General features: G+C 66.7%; 17 protein-coding genes. 11 read left to right on the forward strand and 6 right to left on the reverse strand.

Annotated elements, in window-relative coordinates; all coding sequences use genetic code 11:
- Window positions 1-47 precede the first annotated feature (47 nt).
- Window positions 48-1253, reverse strand: coding sequence for a citrate/2-methylcitrate synthase (locus KQ910_RS17755; RefSeq protein ID WP_216963154.1), 1206 nt, complete (start codon window positions 1251-1253; stop codon window positions 48-50).
- A gap of 83 nt (window positions 1254-1336) precedes the next feature.
- Between KQ910_RS17755 and KQ910_RS17760 the strand changes: the two genes are divergently transcribed.
- The gene (locus KQ910_RS17760) at window positions 1337-2422 is read left to right on the forward strand and encodes a citrate synthase/methylcitrate synthase (RefSeq protein ID WP_216963157.1); all 1086 of its coding nucleotides are present in this window, start codon (window positions 1337-1339) and stop codon (window positions 2420-2422) included.
- 6 nt (window positions 2423-2428) lie between these two features.
- Here the strand turns inward: KQ910_RS17760 and KQ910_RS17765 are convergent, their stop codons facing one another.
- Window positions 2429-2980 (reverse strand): hypothetical protein, encoded by a 552-nt coding sequence (locus tag KQ910_RS17765; protein ID WP_216963160.1) that lies wholly within the window; start codon window positions 2978-2980, stop codon window positions 2429-2431.
- Between the two features lie 30 nt (window positions 2981-3010).
- Window positions 3011-3901, reverse strand: a complete 891-nt coding sequence (locus tag KQ910_RS17770; protein ID WP_216963163.1) for a phytanoyl-CoA dioxygenase family protein — start codon at window positions 3899-3901, stop codon at window positions 3011-3013.
- A gap of 46 nt (window positions 3902-3947) precedes the next feature.
- Here KQ910_RS17770 and KQ910_RS17775 point away from each other — a divergent pair, with 46 nt between their 5' ends.
- The 4 genes from KQ910_RS17775 to KQ910_RS17790 are packed head-to-tail and all read left to right on the forward strand — an operon-like array spanning window position 3948 to window position 6968.
- On the forward strand, window positions 3948-4580 hold the full coding sequence (locus KQ910_RS17775) for a TIGR02466 family protein (RefSeq protein WP_216963166.1): 633 nt from the start codon (window positions 3948-3950) through the stop codon (window positions 4578-4580).
- Between the two features lie 8 nt (window positions 4581-4588).
- Complete coding sequence (locus KQ910_RS17780) at window positions 4589-5401, forward strand: amidohydrolase family protein (RefSeq protein ID WP_216963169.1); 813 nt, start codon at window positions 4589-4591, stop codon at window positions 5399-5401.
- On the forward strand, window positions 5398-5799 hold the full coding sequence (locus tag KQ910_RS17785) for a FixH family protein (protein ID WP_216963172.1): 402 nt from the start codon (window positions 5398-5400) through the stop codon (window positions 5797-5799). The genes KQ910_RS17780 and KQ910_RS17785 overlap by 4 nt, the downstream gene beginning before the upstream one ends.
- Window positions 5796-6968 (forward strand): cytochrome-c peroxidase, encoded by a 1173-nt coding sequence (locus KQ910_RS17790; RefSeq protein WP_216963173.1) that lies wholly within the window; start codon window positions 5796-5798, stop codon window positions 6966-6968. Before KQ910_RS17785 ends, KQ910_RS17790 begins: the two co-directional genes overlap by 4 nt.
- On the opposite strand, the gene ruvX is transcribed toward KQ910_RS17790, so the two are convergent.
- Window positions 6965-7441 carry a Holliday junction resolvase RuvX gene (gene ruvX / locus KQ910_RS17795; protein ID WP_216963176.1) on the reverse strand — a complete coding sequence of 159 codons (477 nt, stop codon included), beginning with the start codon at window positions 7439-7441 and terminating at the stop codon, window positions 6965-6967. The genes KQ910_RS17790 and ruvX overlap by 4 nt on opposite strands.
- Window positions 7442-8248, reverse strand: a complete 807-nt coding sequence (locus tag KQ910_RS17800; RefSeq protein ID WP_216963178.1) for an alpha/beta hydrolase — start codon at window positions 8246-8248, stop codon at window positions 7442-7444.
- A gap of 28 nt (window positions 8249-8276) precedes the next feature.
- Between KQ910_RS17800 and KQ910_RS17805 the strand changes: the two genes are divergently transcribed.
- The 5 genes from KQ910_RS17805 (at window position 8277) to KQ910_RS17825 (ending at window position 15584) form a co-directional block, all read left to right on the forward strand.
- Window positions 8277-10790, forward strand: coding sequence for a cation:proton antiporter (locus KQ910_RS17805; RefSeq protein ID WP_216963180.1), 2514 nt, complete (start codon window positions 8277-8279; stop codon window positions 10788-10790).
- A gap of 77 nt (window positions 10791-10867) precedes the next feature.
- Entirely contained in the window at window positions 10868-11185 is a 318-nt protein-coding gene (gene gatC / locus KQ910_RS17810; protein ID WP_216963182.1) for an Asp-tRNA(Asn)/Glu-tRNA(Gln) amidotransferase subunit GatC, read from the forward strand.
- A 3-nt stretch (window positions 11186-11188) separates the two neighbouring features.
- Complete coding sequence (gene gatA / locus KQ910_RS17815) at window positions 11189-12661, forward strand: Asp-tRNA(Asn)/Glu-tRNA(Gln) amidotransferase subunit GatA (protein ID WP_216963184.1); 1473 nt, start codon at window positions 11189-11191, stop codon at window positions 12659-12661.
- A gap of 98 nt (window positions 12662-12759) precedes the next feature.
- A complete protein-coding gene (locus KQ910_RS17820) occupies window positions 12760-13743 on the forward strand; it encodes a Bug family tripartite tricarboxylate transporter substrate binding protein (RefSeq protein ID WP_216963186.1) in 984 nt (327 codons plus the stop codon).
- Between the two features lie 122 nt (window positions 13744-13865).
- Window positions 13866-15584 carry an N-acyl-D-amino-acid deacylase family protein gene (locus KQ910_RS17825; RefSeq protein ID WP_216963190.1) on the forward strand — a complete coding sequence of 573 codons (1719 nt, stop codon included), beginning with the start codon at window positions 13866-13868 and terminating at the stop codon, window positions 15582-15584.
- 57 nt (window positions 15585-15641) lie between these two features.
- Here the strand turns inward: KQ910_RS17825 and KQ910_RS17830 are convergent, their stop codons facing one another.
- Complete coding sequence (locus tag KQ910_RS17830) at window positions 15642-16625, reverse strand: Bug family tripartite tricarboxylate transporter substrate binding protein (RefSeq protein WP_216963193.1); 984 nt, start codon at window positions 16623-16625, stop codon at window positions 15642-15644.
- Between the two features lie 166 nt (window positions 16626-16791).
- Here KQ910_RS17830 and gatB point away from each other — a divergent pair, with 166 nt between their 5' ends.
- A complete protein-coding gene (gene gatB / locus KQ910_RS17835) occupies window positions 16792-18240 on the forward strand; it encodes an Asp-tRNA(Asn)/Glu-tRNA(Gln) amidotransferase subunit GatB (RefSeq protein WP_216963196.1) in 1449 nt (482 codons plus the stop codon).

Consider the following 18240-nt stretch of genomic DNA (forward strand, 5'->3'; position numbering starts at 1 on the left):
AGCACGCGTATGCCGCGCTCGCAAGGAAGCGTTTTGGTGGATAACCGTCAGGCGCCCGGACGCGGCCCGGTATAGCGGGCGCGCGGTCTGATCAGCGCACCGTGTGCAGCCTGCTCGATGGCATGCGCGATCCATCCGACGGTGCGCCCGAGCAGGAAGAGAGCCAGCGCCGAATCCTTTGGCAGGCCGAGCACGCGCTCCAGGGTGACGGTCGCGAAATCGACATTGGGCTTGCGGTCGATCTGCTGCTCCACCGCGGCCGCCACGCGCTCCGCGAAGGCGAGTTCGGCGGCGCCGGGCACGAGTTCGCGCATCATGGCGAACAGCGCAACCGCCCGGACGTCGCCATCGGGGTAGAGCTGGTGGCCGAAGCCCGGAATGTAGATGCGCTCGCGCACCCGGCGGGCGAGATCGGCGTCGATGTCGGTCACCTGCCTGAGGTCGGCGAGGAGGCTCGCGACGCGTCGCGTCAGTCCGCCGTGCCGCGGGCCGTTGATCGCCACCAGACCGGCCATCGTCGAGGCGTAGAGGTTGGCGCCGGTCGAGGCGACGACGCGGGCAGCGAAGGCCGAGGCGTTGAATTCGTGGTCGGCCGAAAGGACGAGCGCGGCGCGGATGAGCGTCGCCTGTTCCGGAGGCACGTTCCAGGCGGTGGCGACCTGTTCATGGATCGGGCGATCGGAGAGGGGTTGGCCGGTCACGGCGGCTGCCAGCAGACGCAGGATGCGTGCGCCGGTTTCGAGCATTGCGGTGCGATCCTCGACCCAGCTTGGATGATCCCAGCGCGCCGCGGCCGGCAGGAGAACGAGGCAGGCATCGACCGGGGGCAGGGCGGATGCCGCTTGCCAGGCGCTGCGCAGCGCGGCTGACAGGGGCGGCAGGTTGCGTGCGGCGAACGGGCGGTCGTCGCAATCCCACAGGAGCTGAGCGACCTGTTCGAGGGAGCTGTTGCGGGCGAGCCGCGTCGCTTCCTGGCCACGATAGAAGAGGCGGCCGTTCTCGATCAGCGTCAGCGAAGATTCCAGGACCGGCGTGCCGAAGTCGAGCGCGTTGGCGGCGATCGACTCGGCCTTGCGGCCGACGTCCCGCCGCCGCTTCAGCCGGGCGACGTCGTCGGCGCGGTAGCGCCGCTCCCGCTGCCCGTCCGTGCCTTCGGAGCGCAGGAGTCCCCGGCTCACATAAGCGTACAGCGTGGCGGCCGAAACGCCGAGGCGTCGCGCCGCTTCCTTCGAACTCAGCCAGTCGGTAGCCATTTCTTATTATGGATTAATTCAGTCAATATTGACAATACATAGGCTGAACCGAATGTTGAGACCGCAACACAAGGGGATTTTCGATGCTGCAGACGCGGGTGGACAGCGGACTCGACGGCGTGATCGTGGCCGACACGGTGATGAGCGAAGTGGATGGGGAGGCCGGCCGGCTGATCGTCCGAGGCCAGGCGGTGGAGGATCTGGTCAGGACTCGCGGCTTCGAGGGCGTCGCGGCCCTTCTGTGGGAAGGCTTCGCCGAGGGTGGAGGTGACGAGCAGGCGGTTCGCCAGGGCTTGGCGCAGGCCCGCGTCCGTGCGTTCGCCGAGGTGCCGAAACTGCTCACGGCCACCAGGGGGCTCAACCCGGTCGAGGGCCTGCGCGTCGGGCTTGGCATGCTGGCCGACAGCGAGCCGATGCCGCACCACTATCTGGTCTGTGGCGCGCTGCCGGTCTTCCTGGCGGCCCTCCTGCGCGCGGCCGAAGCGAAGTCCGCACTGGCCCCCGACCCGACGCTGACGACGGCGCAGGACCTGCTGCGCATGATCCGCGGCAAGCGCGCCGACGAAGCATTCGAGAAGGGTCTCGATACCTATCTGGCGACGGTCACGGACCACGGCTTCAACGCCTCGACCTTCACGGCGCGTGTCGTGGCGTCGACCCGGGCCGGGCTGATCTCCTCGGTGCTGGCGGCGCTCTGTGCGCTGAAGGGGCCGTTGCACGGCGGCGCGCCAGGGCCGGTGCTCGACATGTTCGACGAGATCGGCACGCCGGAGCGTGCCGAGGCGTGGCTGGACGACGCCTTTGCGAAGGGCACGCGCCTGATGGGCTTCGGCCATCGCGTGTACAAGAAGCGCGATCCGCGCGCCGACGTTCTGAAGAATACGGTGGCGACGCTGCCGCAGACCGCGGGCCGGTTGGCCTTCGCGGTCGAGGTCGAGCGCAGCGCCATCGCCTCGCTGCGCAGACACAAGCCGAAGCAGCGGCTGGACACCAATGTCGAATACTACACGGCGCTCCTGCTGGAAGCGCTGGACGTGCCGCGCAGCGCCTTCACCGCGCTGTTCGCCGTCGGCCGTGCCGCCGGCTGGTGCGCCCATGTCTTCGAGCAGGAGAAGGGCGGGCGCCTGATCCGGCCGCAGTCGACCTACGTCGGCCCTCGGCCGCGGTAGAGCGGATCAGGTGCGGCGCAGGGTCGATCCACGCCAGGTGCGGGCGCGGGTGCCGGTCGCATCGAAGACCCAGAGGATCACGTCGGCGCCGGCCGGCGTGAAGGTGGCGGTGAAGTGCCGTCGCCAGAAGCTTCCATCGGCATGGGTGAACAATGCTTCCGTGCCGAGCTGGTTCGGCCGCACGGTGAGACTGGCCGTGCGCGGCAGGGCGCGGGCATCGGCCGAACTCAGCATCGCCACGCCATCGGTCACGGGGCCGAAGACCATCGTCTCGCCGCTCTCGTCCGTTTGCATGGGACCGCCATCGATCCGCAGCCAGACGGCGAGGCTTCCTCCGGCGGCGCGCAGTGCGAAGTGAAGGGCGAACGGGGTGCCGTCGTCGTAATTTTCCCGCGGCGCCTGGGGCGGCGGATAAATGTCCTCGAGCGGGATGGACCGGTGAAAGCGGGCGGCGCCGGCATAGGTGCCAAGCCAGTCGTTCCAGGTCGTTGGCTGGGCGAGTGCAGGGCGTGCGGCGAGCAATGCGGCGGCGACCAGTGCGCCCCGCCGCTTGAGCATCACCGGCGCCGAGCGAACGACAGGGCGGCGCTAACCGGCAACGGCGGCCTGCTCGTCATAGGTTTGGAAAAAGCGGCGGCCCGATCCGCGCTGGTTCTCGTAGATCGACCCTTGATGGTCGGCGGGCGGCAGAGGCATGCGCACGGGTGCGGGCCGCACCCGCGGTTCGATGGTCGGCTCACCCAGCACCATGCGGCTGTTGAATTCGTCGAAGTTCGCGACACCCATCAACGGCCAGGCATCGGCAGCCGCATATTCGTGCAGCAGAAGGCGACGCTGGCGGTTGGAGCGATTGAGGGCCGAGCCATGGACCAGCCGCGCATGATGGATGGTCATCGAGCCGGCCGTGCCGATCAGCGGCACGGCCTTGCTGACGTCGACTCCGCTCGCCTCCGGATCGAAGGCGCCACAGAAACGGCCATCGGCATGATGGTCGTGCACAGGGCCGTGATGCGTGCCGGGCACGACCATCAGCGGCCCGTTGGCCTCGTCGCAATCGTCGAGATAGATGCCGGTCGCCAGCACGTCGTCGTTACTGTGCGGATAGAAGGCCCAGTCCTGGTGCCATTCGACGGGCGATCCGTAACCGGCCGACTTCATGTTGAGCTTGCCGCCGTGCAGGCGGATGGCGGGCCCGATGAGCTGCGACAGCGGCGACGTGATCCCGGGATCGCGCGCGAGGTCGCGGAAGAAGGCGTGGCGCTTGAACATGGCGGGCTTCAGCCGACGCACGCGGGGCATGGTGGCGCTGTGGCTGGGTTCCAGATCGTAGAGATCGTCGTTGGCGGTCACGCCGCGCGCTTCGGAGACGAGCTGGTCGGTCAGGCGTCGCAGCTCCGCGAGCTGCTCTCCCTGGATCAGCCGCGGGATCACCAGATAGCCCTCGCGACGATAGGCCTCGATTTGCGGGTGGCTGAGCATGGGGAAATCATAGCACGGCGAGACTTCATCATCGATAATCGTTCCCATGCCGAGCCGTGCCCTGTTTCCGACCCTCGTTTACCGCGAATCGCTCGTCGACCGCAGTTGGCGCCGCTTCAATCAGGACCTCGCCGACGAATGCCAGTCGCTCGCGGTTTCGGACGGGGCAGGGCAGCGCTGGTCGGCGAAGAACTACCTCGGCGGCTATACGTCCTACGGTTCGCTCGACCGGCTGCACCTCGTGTCGTCGCTGTTCGACCGGCTGCGCCGGAAGATCGACGGCCACGTGAAGAGCTTCGCGCGCGACCTTCACTACGATCTGGCGGGCCGCACGCTCGCGATGACCGACTGCTGGGCCAACGTCATGCCGTCGGGCACGGTGCACTCCATGCACCTCCACCCGACCTCGTTCGTGAGCGGCACCTACTACGTGTCGGTGCCGAGGGGAGCGGGCGCGATCAAGTTCGAGGACCCGCGGCTCGCGCACCAGATGGCCGCGCCGCCGCGTCGGGCCGATGCGCCGGAAGCCTACCGGTCCTTCGTGAGCGTGGCGGCGCACGACGGCGATCTTGTCCTCTTCGAAAGCTGGCTGCGCCACGAGGTCCCGCCCGCGCACTTCTCCGGCGAGCGCATCTCGATTAGCTTCAACTATGCCTGCCCGCTCAAGACGGGCCGCTGAAGGACCCCATGCGCTTCCTCTCCCTCGTCATCGCCGTGATCGCCACCGCCACCGTCGCGAGAGCAGCCGACGAACTGCCGATTTTCGACGCGCACATGCACTACAGCCACGACGCCTGGTCGGTCGTGCCGCCCCACGAGGTGGTCGAGATCCTGAAGAAGGCGGGCATCAAGCGCGCCATGGTGTCGAGCTCGAACAACGAGGGCACCAAGATGTTGCAGGACGTGGCGCCGGGCATGATCGTGCCCGAGCTTCGTCCCTATCGCTCGCGGGGCGAGATCTCGACCTGGGCCAAGGACCCGACGCTGATCCCGTACCTCGAGGACCTGCTGTCGAAGCGCAAGTATCGGGCGATCGGAGAGTTCCATATCTACGGCGCGGACGCCGACTTGCCCAACGTGCGCCGCGTCGTCGAACTGGCGAAGCAGTACGGGCTCTACCTGCATTCGCATTCCGACGCCGATGCCGTGACGCGGCATTTCCAGCAGGATCCGGCAGCTAAGGTCCTGTGGGCTCACTCGGGATTCGAGCGGCCGGAGAAGGTGCGCGAGATGCTGCGCCGCTATCCGACCCTGTGGTGCGATCTTGCCTTCCTGACGGCGCACGTCTCCAACGGCAAGGTGGCGCCCGGCTGGCGCGAACTCTTCATCGAGTTTCCCGACCGCTTCGTGCTGGGCAGCGATACCTTCACGCCTGAACGCTGGCACTATGTGATCGAGAATGCCCGCTGGTCGCGGCAATGGCTTTCGGACCTGCCGCCGGACGTAGCGCGCAAGATTGCCTACGAGAATGGCGACCGCCTTTTCGGGGGCGGGCAATGAGGCTGCCGGCCGCGCTGCTGGGGCTCTTCCTGGCGACGCCGGCTTTGGCGGATTGCCCGATGGATCTCGGCCGGGGAACGGGCTGGGTGGTGTTCTCGGACCACTACCTGATGGCATTCCGGTCCGACCCGCTGCGAATCGAAGTCGGCGAACCTTTCGCGCTGGTCCTCAACGTCTGCACCCGGAGCGGCGCGCCGGCGGAACTCATCGCCGTCGATGCGCAGATGCCGGATCATCGCCATTTCATGAACTACAGGGCGAGCATCAAGTCGAACGGCGACGGGCGCTTCAGGGCGGAAGGAATGCTGTTCCACATGCCCGGCCGCTGGGAGATCACCTTCGACGTGCGGGCGGGCGAGGAAAGCGAGCGCCTGACGCACGACATCATCCTCAAGTGACCCGGGTCCTGCTGCTGGTGCCGCTGCTTGCCCTGTGGGCCGGTGGCGTGCGCGCGCAGCCGCTGCTCGACTGGTCGCCCGAGGAAATCCGGACCGTCGGGCAGCACGGGCCCTGGCCGCCGCCGCCCGTGCGCGATCCGTCCAACCGCGTGTCGGGCACGCCGGCCGGGATCGCGCTCGGGGAGCATCTGTTCAACGATCCCCGCCTGTCGGGCGAGGGTCGCATGAGCTGCGCGACCTGCCATCAGGCCGGCCGCGAGTGGAGCGACGGACTGGTCAAAGGGAAGGGCACGGCCGAACTCGATCGCCGCACGCCGTCCTTGTGGAACATCGGCTACCTGCACTGGTTCGGCTGGGACGGCGCAGGCGACTCGCTGTGGGCGCAGAGCATTCGTCCGCTGCTCGATTCTCGCGAGATGAATGGCGGCGCGGCGCGTCCCGGCGAACTTCTGCGCGGCGATCCCGCTCTCGCCTGCGGATATGAAAAGGCGTTCGGCGAGAAACCCGGCGCCGACGACGAGCGACTTCTAGTCGATACGGCGAAGGTGCTGGCCGCGTTCCAGGCGACTCTGGTCAGTCCGCGTACGCCGTTCGACGATTTCCGCGACGCGCTGGTCGCGGGAGATCGCGAGCGCGCCGCGCACTATCCGGTGTCCGCGCAGCGCGGGCTGAAGCTGTTCATCGGCGAGGCCAACTGCAATCTCTGCCATCTCGGTCCGCGCTTCACCAATGGCGAGTTCGGCGACATCGGCATCCCGTTCTTCGTGCGGCCGGGCGAGGTCGATCCCGGGCGCCTGGGCGGGCTGGGGCGTCTTGCGGCGAGCCCGTTCAACCTGCTGGGCAAGTACAACGACGACGTGACCGGCAACAACACGCGGCGCACCCGGCACGTCCAGCGCCAGCACACCAATTTCGGCGAGTTCCGCGTGCCCGGCCTGCGCCAGGTCGGACGCGGCGGACCCTACATGCACAATGGCAGCGTGCTGACGCTCGAAGAAGTGGTGAAGCACTATTCGGAAGTCAGTCCCGATCGACTGCATAGCGACGGCACACCTCTCGTTCGCCCGCTCGGCCTGACGAAGGACCAGAGCGCCGACCTGGTCGCCTTCCTTCGCTCGCTCGATGCCGAGCCGCCGCCGCGACAAGCGCCGCCGCCGCTCTGTCCTTAGCGCAGCCGCGCGATCGCGCTTTCGAGGATCCAGGCCGCTGCCGCGGCGTCGACGCGTTCGGCGCGCTTGGAGCGGGTCATGTCGTAGTCGTCGATCATGCCGCGCGTCACGGCAGCGGTGCTGAGACGCTCGTCCTGGAACACGATCGGCAGGGCCGCGAGAGCGGGCGCGCCGTGGTTCTGGACGTTGGTCACGAACTGGCGCACCGACTGGCAGCGCGGCCCCTCGGTGCCGTCCATGTTGAGCGGCAGGCCGACCGCCAACGCCTTGACCTCATGCTTGCGCGCGAGTTCGTCGAGCGCGGCGAGGTCGGCCGCCAGCTTCGTGCGCTTCAGGGTGGTGAGCGGCGTCGCCAGCATGCGCAGCACGTCCGACGTGGCGATACCGATGGTCTTGGTACCGAGGTCGAGCGCCATCAGCCTGCCGTCGCGCACCAGGAGGCTCTTCAGCTCGGAGAACTCGACGACAGGCATTCAGGCAATCTTCCCCGTGAGCCAGGTTTCCGCATCGTCGGCAACGCGGTCCCAACCGGGCTGGCCGAGCACCCAATGTCCCTGGCCTTCATACTCGACATGGTCGGAGACGTGGGCGAATCGGCTTGCCGTGCGGCGAACCACGTCAGGCGGCACCAGCCTGTCTTTCTCTGCGCCAACGAAAAGCAGCGGCACTGTCACCTTCCGCGGATCGACGAAGGCGGCCTTCCTCTTGTCGAGCCATGGCAGGCCGATCTCGAGAAGGGCGCGCCCCGATTCATGGACGAAGCTCGCATGCTCAATCGTGCCGGTGGCGCGATCGGACGTATTGAAGGTGTAGCTGAGCGCTTCACCGAGCGTCGCGCGGTGCGGCTTTCGCCACCAGCCCCAGCGCGCCTGGATACGCGCGAAGGCCAGCAGATTGGAGGGACGCAGGGCAATCACGCTCGACGGGGGAGCCGGGGTGAGCAGCACACCCGCACGGGCAAGGCCCTTGGCGCAAAGAAGAAGGGCTATGAGCCCGCCCATCGAATGGCCGATGACGACCGGCTTCTCGGGAAGAGCGAGAATGGCGGCTTCGAGATCGGCGACGTAATCGTGTAGGCTGGTTTCACCGAGGGCGGCCGGCGGCGAGGCCGGGGGCACGTCGTGGTGTCGCAGATCATATGCAGTCGTTTGCCAGCCGCGTCCCTCGAGAAAGGGACGCCAGTGACGCCACACGGCGGACGTTCCCCACATGCCGTGAATCAGGACTGCCAACCGGGCCATCGCCAAGGTTATAAGGCGTGCAACGGACCGGGTCGACATGCGCCCGCAGCAGAGGTGTTCGGACAAGGTGACAGATACTCTCTACGCCCTGCTGGCGATTGCCGTGGTCCTGACCGTCGTCAGCGTGCTGGTGCCGCTCGCCGAACGCTTCAGGCTGCCGCACACCGTCCTGCTGGCCATCGCCGGCATGGGCATGGGCTTCCTGGGCTCGTGGATCGTCGCCGGCAACTTCCGCCTGGGTGTCTTTACCGACGCCTTTATCGGCCTCGACAAACTGGAGGTGGGCACGGAGCTGTTCCTGCCTCTCTTCCTGCCGCCGCTTCTGTTTACCGCTGGCCTCACGATCGACGTGAGGCGCCTCATGGACGAGATCCACGCGGTGCTGCTGCTCGCCATCGTGGCGGTGCTGGTCTGTATCGCCTGCGTCGCAGGCGTCGTGCACCTGGCCACCGGCTTGGACATCGTCGTCTGCCTGCTGCTGGGGGCCGTGGTCTCGACCACCGATCCGGCGGCCGTAATCGGCATCTTCCGCGATGTCGGCGCGCCCAAAAGGCTGTCGATCCTGGCGGAAGGCGAATCGCTGCTGAACGACGCGGTCGCCATCGCCGCATTCGGCCTGTTCATGGGCATCCTGGTTGCCCGGGCCTCGACCGATGGGGGCGGCATGCCGGCCGATCCGACCTCGGCGGTCGGCGTGTTCCTGCGCGAGTTCGTGGGCGGCCTCGTACTGGGCTTCGCGATGGCGCGCGTGGCCATCATGATCCTGCCGCGGCTGGGCGAATCCGATGCGGCCATCGCCTCGGTGACGGTAAGCCTCTGCTATCTCAGCTTCATCATCGCGGATCGCTACATCCACGTCTCCGGCGTGGTCTCGGTCGTGATGGCGGCGCTTACCATCGCGGCCTACGGGCCGACGCATCTCCATCCGAGGCAATGGACCGCGCTGCGACAGGTCTGGGCGCAGCTCGAGTTCTGGGCGAACTGCCTCATCTTCGTGCTGGCCTCGATGGTTGCCGCCGACGTGCTGCTGAAGATCACTTGGATCTACGTGTGGGGCGTTCTCGCCGTCGCCATCGGCGCCTTTTCGGCTCGCGCGCTGGTCGTGTTCGGCATGCTGCCGGTGCTCGAGACCTTCAAGCTCGTCCAGCCGGTGAACCGCCGCTACAAGGCGATCCTGGTGTGGGGCGGCCTGCGGGGCGCGGTGACGATCGTGCTGGCCATGGTCGCGGCCGGCAACGAGCGGCTTCCTGAGCCGATACGCGACTTCATTGCCATCTCGGCGGTGCTGTTCGTGCTGTTCACACTGTTCGTGAACGCGACCACGCTGGGTCTGGTCATGCACTTGTTCGGGCTGGACAAGCTCAGCCGCCTGGAACTGGCACTGCGCGATCGGGTCCTGGCGCTCTCGCGCATCAACGTCGAGAAGCATCTCCAGCAGATCATTCGCCAGCACAACGAACGTATCGACGGCTTCGCTGTGGATCCGGCCTCGGCCGGCGATTCCGCGGTCGAACCCGTGCCGCCGGAACTGGCGCTCGATCTCGACGAGCGGGTGAAGATCGGGCTGGTGACCCTCTGCACGCGGGAGAAGGAGCTGTATCTCGAACTGTTCGAGCAACAGATCCTGTCGCGCCGCATGGTCGCGGTGCTCGCGGCGAACGCCGACCGGCTCATCGACACGGTCCGCGACAAGGGCGTCGAAGGTTACGAGAAGTGGCTCGAGGAGATCTCGCGCCCGGACCGGGGGTTCCGTTTCGCGTTGTGGCTGCATCGGCGCTTCGGCTTCGAGCGCATGCTGACCGACCGGCTCGCCGACCGCTTCGAGATCCTGATGGTGTCGCTCAGCGTCCTCAGCGAACTCATGACATTCAATGCCAATTCGATCGCAGACCTTCTGGGACACGACGCGGAGGCAGGTCTCGCCGCGGTGATCGGCAATCGCCAGCGCGGCGTCGAAGGCGCCCTCAAGGCTTTGTCGCTGCAATATCCCGGCTATTCGGAATCGGTGCAGCAGCGCCAGCTGGAGCGCGCCGCCATTCGCTTCGAGGGCGCGGAATACATCCGTCGCCTGCATGAAGGCATCATCAGCCGCGAGGTCTACAACGACCTGCGCGACAAGCTGGCCGAACGGCGCGGAGCGGTGAGCCAGCGTCCGCCGCTCGATCTCGGGCTCGAACTGCAGGAGATGATCGGTCGGGTCTCGTTGTTCGCCGGGCTCGACAAGCCCACGATCGTCGAGGTCGGCAAGCGGCTGCGGGCGCTGGTCGCCTTCCCTGGAGAAACCATCATCAAGGTCGGCGGGCCCCCCGATGCCATGTACTTCGTCGCGGCGGGCGAGGTGACCGTTCACACCAGAACGATCGTCGTGACCTTGAAGGAAGGCGACTTCTTCGGCGAGATGGGCCTGCTCAGCGCCCAGCCACGCAACGCCGATGTGGTGGCGAGCGGCTACACCCACCTGCTGGTGCTGTACCGCCGGGACTTCAACAAGCTGCTGGCCAGCCGTCCCGAGGTGCGGGCCGCCGTCGAGCAGGTTGCCGCACAGCGCGTCGCTGTGAACCAGGCCGAAGCTGCGTCCTAGGCTGGTTGCTCCTGGGTTGCAAAGGCGCTACCAACCGCGCCTAAGATGCTGTTTTAGAGCGGTTTTGGAGTGTTTGGATGTCGCTCGACAAGGACACGGTGGCGCGTATCGCGCGGCTTGCCCGCCTCAAGGTTCCGGATGAAGAACTTGCGCCGTTGGCCGGCGAGCTCTCGGGCATTTTTGCCTGGATCGAGCAACTGAACGAGGTCGACACGAAGAATGTCGAGCCGATGTCGTCGGTCTCGGACGTGACGCTGCCGATGCGTGCGGACAAGGTCACCGACGGTGGCGTCGCGGCCAAGGTTCTGGCCAACGCGCCGGGCGGCGCGGTCTATGTCGATCCCTCGGACAGGAACGCCGGCGGCTTCTTCACCGTGCCGAAAGTGGTGGAGTAGGCCATGGCTGCCCTGACCGATCTCACCATCGCCCAGCTTTCCGCGACGCTCGCGAAGAAAGAGGCCAGCGCCGTCGAAGTGACGGATGCGCACCTGAAGAAGCTCGACGAGCACCGCGCGCTCAATGCCTTCATCACCGAGACGCCGGGCAAGGCCCGCGAGATGGCCAGGGCCTCCGACGATCGTCGCGCGAGGGGCGAGGCGGGGTTGCTCGAGGGCGTGCCGCTGGCAATCAAGGACCTGTTCTGCACCGAGGGCGTGCAGACGACCGCGGCATCGCAGATCCTCAAGGGCTTCGTGCCTCAGTACGAGAGCACGGTGACGGCGAACCTGTGGAAGTCTGGCGCGGTGATGGTCGGCAAGACCAACCTCGACGAATTCGCCATGGGCTCCTCGAACATGACCAGTCATTTCGGCGGCGTCGAGAATCCATGGAAGCGCAAGGGCGACAACCGCAAACTGGTTCCGGGTGGCTCGTCCGGTGGTTCGGCGGCCGCCGTCGCGGCTTACATGGTCCCGGGCAGCACCGGCACCGACACCGGCGGCTCGATCCGCCAGCCGGCGGCTTTCTGCGGCATCGTCGGCCTGAAGCCGACCTACGGTCGCTGCTCGCGCTGGGGCGTCGTTGCCTTCGCCAGTTCGCTCGACCAGCCGGGCCCGTTTGCCCGCACCGTCGAGGACACGGCGCTGATGCTGCAGGCCATGTCGGGCCACGACCCTAAGGATTCGACCTCGGCGCCTCTGCCGGTGCCCGATTTCGCCGCCGCGGCGCGCGATCCCGGCATCAAGGGCATGAAAGTCGGCATCCCCAAGGAGTATCGCGTCGACGGTACGTCCGAGGAGGTTGTGGCGCTGTGGGCCACGGGCATGGACATGCTCAAGGCGGCCGGCGCCGAGCCGGTCGAGGTTTCGCTGCCGCACACCAAGTACGCGCTGCCTGCTTACTACATCGTGGCCCCGGCGGAATGTTCCTCGAACCTGGCGCGCTACGACGGCGTGCGATTCGGCCAGCGCGTCCCGGGCAAGGACCTGACCGAGCTGTACGAGAACACCCGCGGGGCCGGCTTCGGCAAGGAAACGCGCCGGCGCATCCTGATCGGAACCTACGTGCTGTCCGCTGGCTACTACGATGCCTACTACAAGAAAGCACAGCAGATCCGGGCCCTGATCGCACGCGACTTCAAGGAAGCGTTCGAGAAGTGCGACGTGCTGCTCACGCCCACCGCACCCACCGCGGCCTTTGCCGCGGGCGACAAGATGGACGATCCGGTGACCATGTATCTCAACGACATGTTCACCATCCCGGCCTCGATGGCAGGCCTTCCGGGCATTTCGGTGCCGGCGGGCATGGACAAGGACGGGCTGCCGCTCGGGTTGCAGCTGATTGGCCGCGCCTTCGACGAGGAGACGCTGCTGCGTGCGGCGGCCGCGCTGGAAAAGGCTGCCGCTTTCGGTGGGCGGCCCGCAGGATACTAGACCGTGCGGCGACAGCGCCGCATGCGCATGGCAAGCTTCCGTCACGAAGCCGTCACGACCTTCCAATAGGCGGACGGAATAGCGAGGGAGGGACAGCGATGACGAGGAAGAACGGGTCGGCACGACGGGCAGTACTGGCGGGGGCCGCCGCAGCCTTGCTTCTACCCGGCGCGGTGCGGGCCCAGGCCTGGCCCAGCCGGACCATCACCCTGGTCGTTCCCTTCGCACCCGGTGGCGGGACCGATACCTTCGCCCGGCCGTTCGCCGCCAAGCTGTCGCAGGAACTGGGTCAACAGGTCGTGATCGACAATCGCGCGGGAGCCGGAGGCACGGTCGGCGCCGCGATCGTCGCCAAGGCGAAGCCGGACGGCTACACATTTCTTCTCGGGTCGGTTCACCACGCCGTTGCCGTCACCGCGTACAAGCAACTTCAGTACGACCTGCAGAAGGACCTCGTGCCGGTGACGAGCGTTGCTTCTGTGCCCGACGTGCTGGTGATCTATCCGGGCATCCCGGCAAAGACGCTTCAGGAGTTCATCGCCTATTGCAAAGCCAATCCGGGAAAGACGAATTTCGGATCTGTCGGCCTTGGCACCACCCGTCATCTGGCGGGCGAAATTTTCAATGCCAAGACCGGCACCACCATGACGCACGTTCCCTACAAGGGTTCGGGGCCCGCCACGGCGGCACTCATCAGTGGCGAAGTGACGGCGGTTTTCGAGGGACTGGGCAGTGCGGCGCCTTATATCCGCAGCGGCAAGGCGAGGGCGTTGGCGGTGTTCTCGGCCGAACGCTCGCCGGCCTTTCCCGACATTCCGACGGCCGCCGAAGCCGGGTTGGCGGGCTTCGAATCACTGTCGTGGTATGGGCTGTGGGCGCCGGCCGGTACCGACGCAGCCATTGTCTCGGCGATGCAGGCAGCCGTCGAAAAGGCATTCGCGGCGGCCGACCTGAAGAAGGTCTGGCTCGAGCAGGGGGCGGCGCCGGGTGGTGCGCCCACAGTACGCTTCGCGGCCTTCGTCACCGAAGAGATCGGCAAATGGGGCAAGGTCGTCCGGGACGGCAACATCACCATCGAATGAGGCGCCGGTTCGCAGAACGAGGTGGCGCCATCATCGGATCGCAGGGCGATCAGCCGGCCCTGTTTCATCGCTCTTAGACGGCCACTTGCGTTACAATTCCCGAAATTCGGGAGGAAGCGAACGTGGCGGATTTCGATCTCGTAGTACGCGGCGGCAACCTGGCTGACGGCACGGGTGCGGCAATTCGCGAGGCGGACGTGGCGGTCAAGGATGGCCGGATTGCCGCCGTCGGCAAGGTGAGCGGGCAGGGTGCTGAGGAGATCGACGGCAGGGGCCTTCTGGTAACGCCCGGCTTCGTCGACATCCACACCCACTATGACGGCCAGGCCACCTGGGATTCCTACCTGCAGCCGTCGAGCTGGCACGGCGTCACGACGGCGGTGATGGGCAATTGCGGCGTCGGCTTCGCGCCGGTGAAGATCGAGGATCGCCAGCGTCTCATAGAACTGATGGAGGGCGTCGAGGACATTCCCGGCGCGGCACTCGACGAGGGCCTCAACTGGTCGTGGGAATCGTTCGGCCAATATCTCGACGCGCTCGACGCCAGGCCGCGCGACATGGATCTCGGCGCCCAGCTCCCGCACGGCGCGCTGCGCGTCTTCGTGATGGGCGAGCGCGCGGCTCGACTGGAAGAGGCGACGACGGAAGAGGTGGCGCAGATGCGCGCGCTGACCGCGCAGGCCATGCGCGACGGCGCGCTCGGCTTCTCGACCTCGCGCACCCTGAACCATCGCACGGTGAAGGGCGATCCGACCCCGTCTCTGCGCGCCTCGGAGGAGGAACTGCTCGGCATCGCGCTCGGCATGAAGGATGCCGGCCGCGGCGTCATCGAATTCATCTCGGACTTCAACACGCCCAGTCCCGAGAGCGAGTTCGAGATGCTCGACCGGCTGCTGACGGCTTCGGGCCGTCCGTTCTCGGTGTCGCTGGCGCAGCGTCATTCTCGGCCCGATGGCTGGCGTCGCCTGCTCGGGCTGGTCGAGGGCCTGGTCGCCAAGGGCCACAGCGCCAAGGCGCAGGTCGCACCACGGCCGATCGGCGTGCTGCAGGGCCTGCAGGCCAGCCGCATCCCGTTCTCGATGTGCGCCGCCTACAAGGAGATCCAGCACAAGTCGGTCGAGGAGCGGCTGGCGATCATGCGCGATCCGGCGTTCCGCGCGCGCATCCTGAAGGAGAGTCAGGAGCCGATGCGTTCGGAGATGGCGGTGCGCCTCACCGACTTCGACCGCATGTTCCCGCTGGGTGATCCGCCGAACTACGAGCCGCCGCAGGAGACCTCGTTCGGCGCCCGCGCCGCGCGTGAGGGCCGAGATCCGCGTGAGCTGATCTACGATTATCTGATCGAGGACCAGGGCAAGAACTTCATCTTTGCGCCGTTCGCGAACTATGCGGCCTACAATCTCGACTGCTGCAGCGAGATGATGCAGAGCCCGCACACGCTGATCGGCCTCGGCGACGGCGGTGCGCATGTCGGCCTGATCTCCGACGGCTCTTTCCCCACCTATCTCCTGTCCCATTGGGGACGCGATCGCGCCTCCGGCCGGCTCGACGTGAGTTGGCTGGTGAAGCGCCAGACGCTCGACAGCGCCAAGGCCGTTGGCCTCAACGACCGCGGCGTCGTGGCGGTCGGCAAGAAGGCCGACCTCAACGTCATCGACTTCGACAAACTGAGGGTCGAGGCGCCGGTCATGAAGTGGGACCTGCCAGCCGGCGGCAAGCGCCTGCTTCAGCGCGCGACCGGCTACCGGGCGACGGTCGTGAACGGGCAGGTCACGTATCGCGACGGCGAGGCGACCGGAGTTCTGCCCGGTCGCCTGGTGCGCGGCGCACGGGCCGGCTGACCGGCCCGCGCGATAGCGGCATCGAGGGCGAGCAGTCGCCCTTGATGTTGCGGGCGCCTAGTCGCCCTTGATGTCGTTGTCCTTGATGACCTTGAACCAGCGCTCCTGCTCGGCCTTCTGGTAGGCGGCGAACTCCTCGGGCGAGGTCGTCAGGATTTCCATGTTGAACTGATCGATGAACTTCTGCGTCACGTCGGGCGCCATCACGGCCTTCTTGATCTCCGCATGCATGCGGTCGACGATCGGGCGCGGGGTGCCGGTCGGCGCATAGACGCCCCACCAGGAGTATGATGGGAAGGCTTTGACGCCCTGCTCGATGAGCGTGGACGTGTCGGGCAGAGCCGGCGTGCGCTTCTCGCCGGTCACGGCCAGCGCCCGGACCTTGTTCGCGCGGACATGCGGGCTGAAGGACGTCAGGCTGCCGATGGCGACGTCGGTGACGCCGGCCAGGATGTCCTGGTTGAGCGGCCCGCCGCCCTTGTAGGGGATCAGGTTCAGGTCGACGCCGTTCTCTTTCTTGATCAGCGTCATCAGCACCAGCGCCTGACTGGCGCCGAGCACGCCGACATTGACCTTGCCCGGCCGCGCCTTGGCGTCGGCGATCACCTCGGCGAAGGTCTTGTAGGGGCGGTCCGGGTGCGCGCAGATCGCCTGCGGCGTGCGGCCGATCTGCATCACGTTGAAGAGTTCGGAATCCTTGTACGGCAGGCCGCTGGCGAAGGCGGGATTGAGGATGTGGCTGTCGAAGGTCAGCATCCAGGTCTGGCCGTCGGGCGCCGACTTGGCGGCGATCGCCGAGCCGACGGCGCCGGTGCCGCCAGGCTTGTTGTCGACCAGGATGTTCCAGCCGGTGTTCTCAATCATCTTTGCCTGGATGATGCGCGCCACCGGATCGGTCGAACCGCCGGGCGGGAAGGGCACGATGATCTTGAGGGCTCCCTTGGGCCAGTCGGCCGCGCCCTGGGCGCGGGCGAGGGCGGGAGCCCCCAGAGCGGCGGCGGCAGCGCCAGCCAGCAGCGTGCGGCGTTTGAACGTCGTCATGAAATCCTCCCTGCGGATACGTCTTGTTGTGGGTGGAGCCATGCGGGCGTCCACGCCTTGACGATGCTTTTACTTCAGCGGCTTCGGTATCGGGAAGCGCGATGTTGTGCCGAAAATGTGGCACCGATTTTTTGCCAAGCCGGCCTGTATTGGCTATCTAGCGGCCATGTCGCTGATCAAAGGTGAAACCGGCGAGTGGGAGATCGTCCTGGGGCTGGAAGTCCATGCCCAGGTGATTTCCGACGCCAAGCTCTTCTCCGGCGCGCCGACCGCGTTCGGGGCCGCTCCCAACACCCAGGTGTCGCTGGTCGACGCCGCCATGCCCGGCATGCTGCCCGTGATCAACGAGCGCTGCGTGGAGCAGGCGATCCGGACCGGCCTCGGGCTCAATGCCAAGATCAACCTGCGCTCGATCTTCGACCGGAAGAATTACTTCTATCAGGACCTGCCGCAGGGCTATCAGATCTCGCAGTACAAGGACCCGATCGTGGGCGAGGGCGCGGTCGAGATCGACCTGCCGGACGGCACGACGCGCAGCATCGGCATCGAGCGACTGCATCTGGAGCAGGATGCAGGCAAGAGCCTGCACGACCAGCATCCCAGCCAGACCTATGTGGACCTGAACCGGTCGGGCGTGGCGCTGATGGAGATTGTCAGCAAACCCGACATGCATTCGGCGGACGAGGCGGCGGCCTATCTCTCCAAGCTGCGCTCGATCGTGCGCTATCTGGGCACTTGCGACGGCAACATGGACGAGGGCTCCATGCGATGCGACGTCAACGTGTCGGTGCGCAGGCCGGGCCGCGAGCTGGGCACGCGCTGCGAAATCAAGAACGTGAACTCGATCCGCTTCGTGAAGCAGGCGATCGAGTACGAAGCGCGCCGCCAGATCGAGGTGATCGAAGGTGGCGGCACAATCAAGCAGGAAACCCGGAACTTCGATTCGGGCCGCGGCGAGACGCGCTCATCGCGTTCGAAGGAAGACGCGCAGGATTATCGCTACTTCCCCGATCCCGATCTTCTGCCGCTGATCTTCACGCAGGAGTATGTCGACCAGATTCGCGCGACCCTGCCGGAGCTGCCGGATGCGCGGAAGAACCGCTACATCAAGGATTACGGTCTCTCGGCCTACGATGCCGGCGTGCTGACCGCGGAGAAGGAGACGGCCGAGTTCTTCGAGGCCGTCGCCAAGGGCCGCGACGCCAAGCAGGCCGCCAACCTGGTCACGGGCGACTTCTTCGCCATGCTGAAACGGCGCGGGGCCACCTTCGAGACCTCGCCGGTCAGCGCCGCCAACCTCGGCAAGCTGCTCGACCTGCAGGCCGACGGCACGATCTCGGGCCGCATCGCCAAGGACCTGTTCGTTGCCATGGAGGAGACGGGCAAGGACCCGGCGACCCTGGTCGAGGAGCGGGGCCTGAAGCAGGTGACCGATACCGGCGCGATCGAGGCTGCGATCAAGGCGGTGATCGACGCCAATCCCGGCCAGCTCGCGGCTTACAAGGCAAAGCCCACCCTGATGGGGTGGTTCGTAGGACAGGTGATGAAGTCGACTGGCGGCAAGGCCAACCCGAAGATCGTGAACGAGCTGCTGAAGAAAGCGCTCGACGCCTGA

Source organism: Reyranella humidisoli (assembly GCF_019039055.1).
Taxonomy (GTDB): domain Bacteria; phylum Pseudomonadota; class Alphaproteobacteria; order Reyranellales; family Reyranellaceae; genus Reyranella; species Reyranella humidisoli.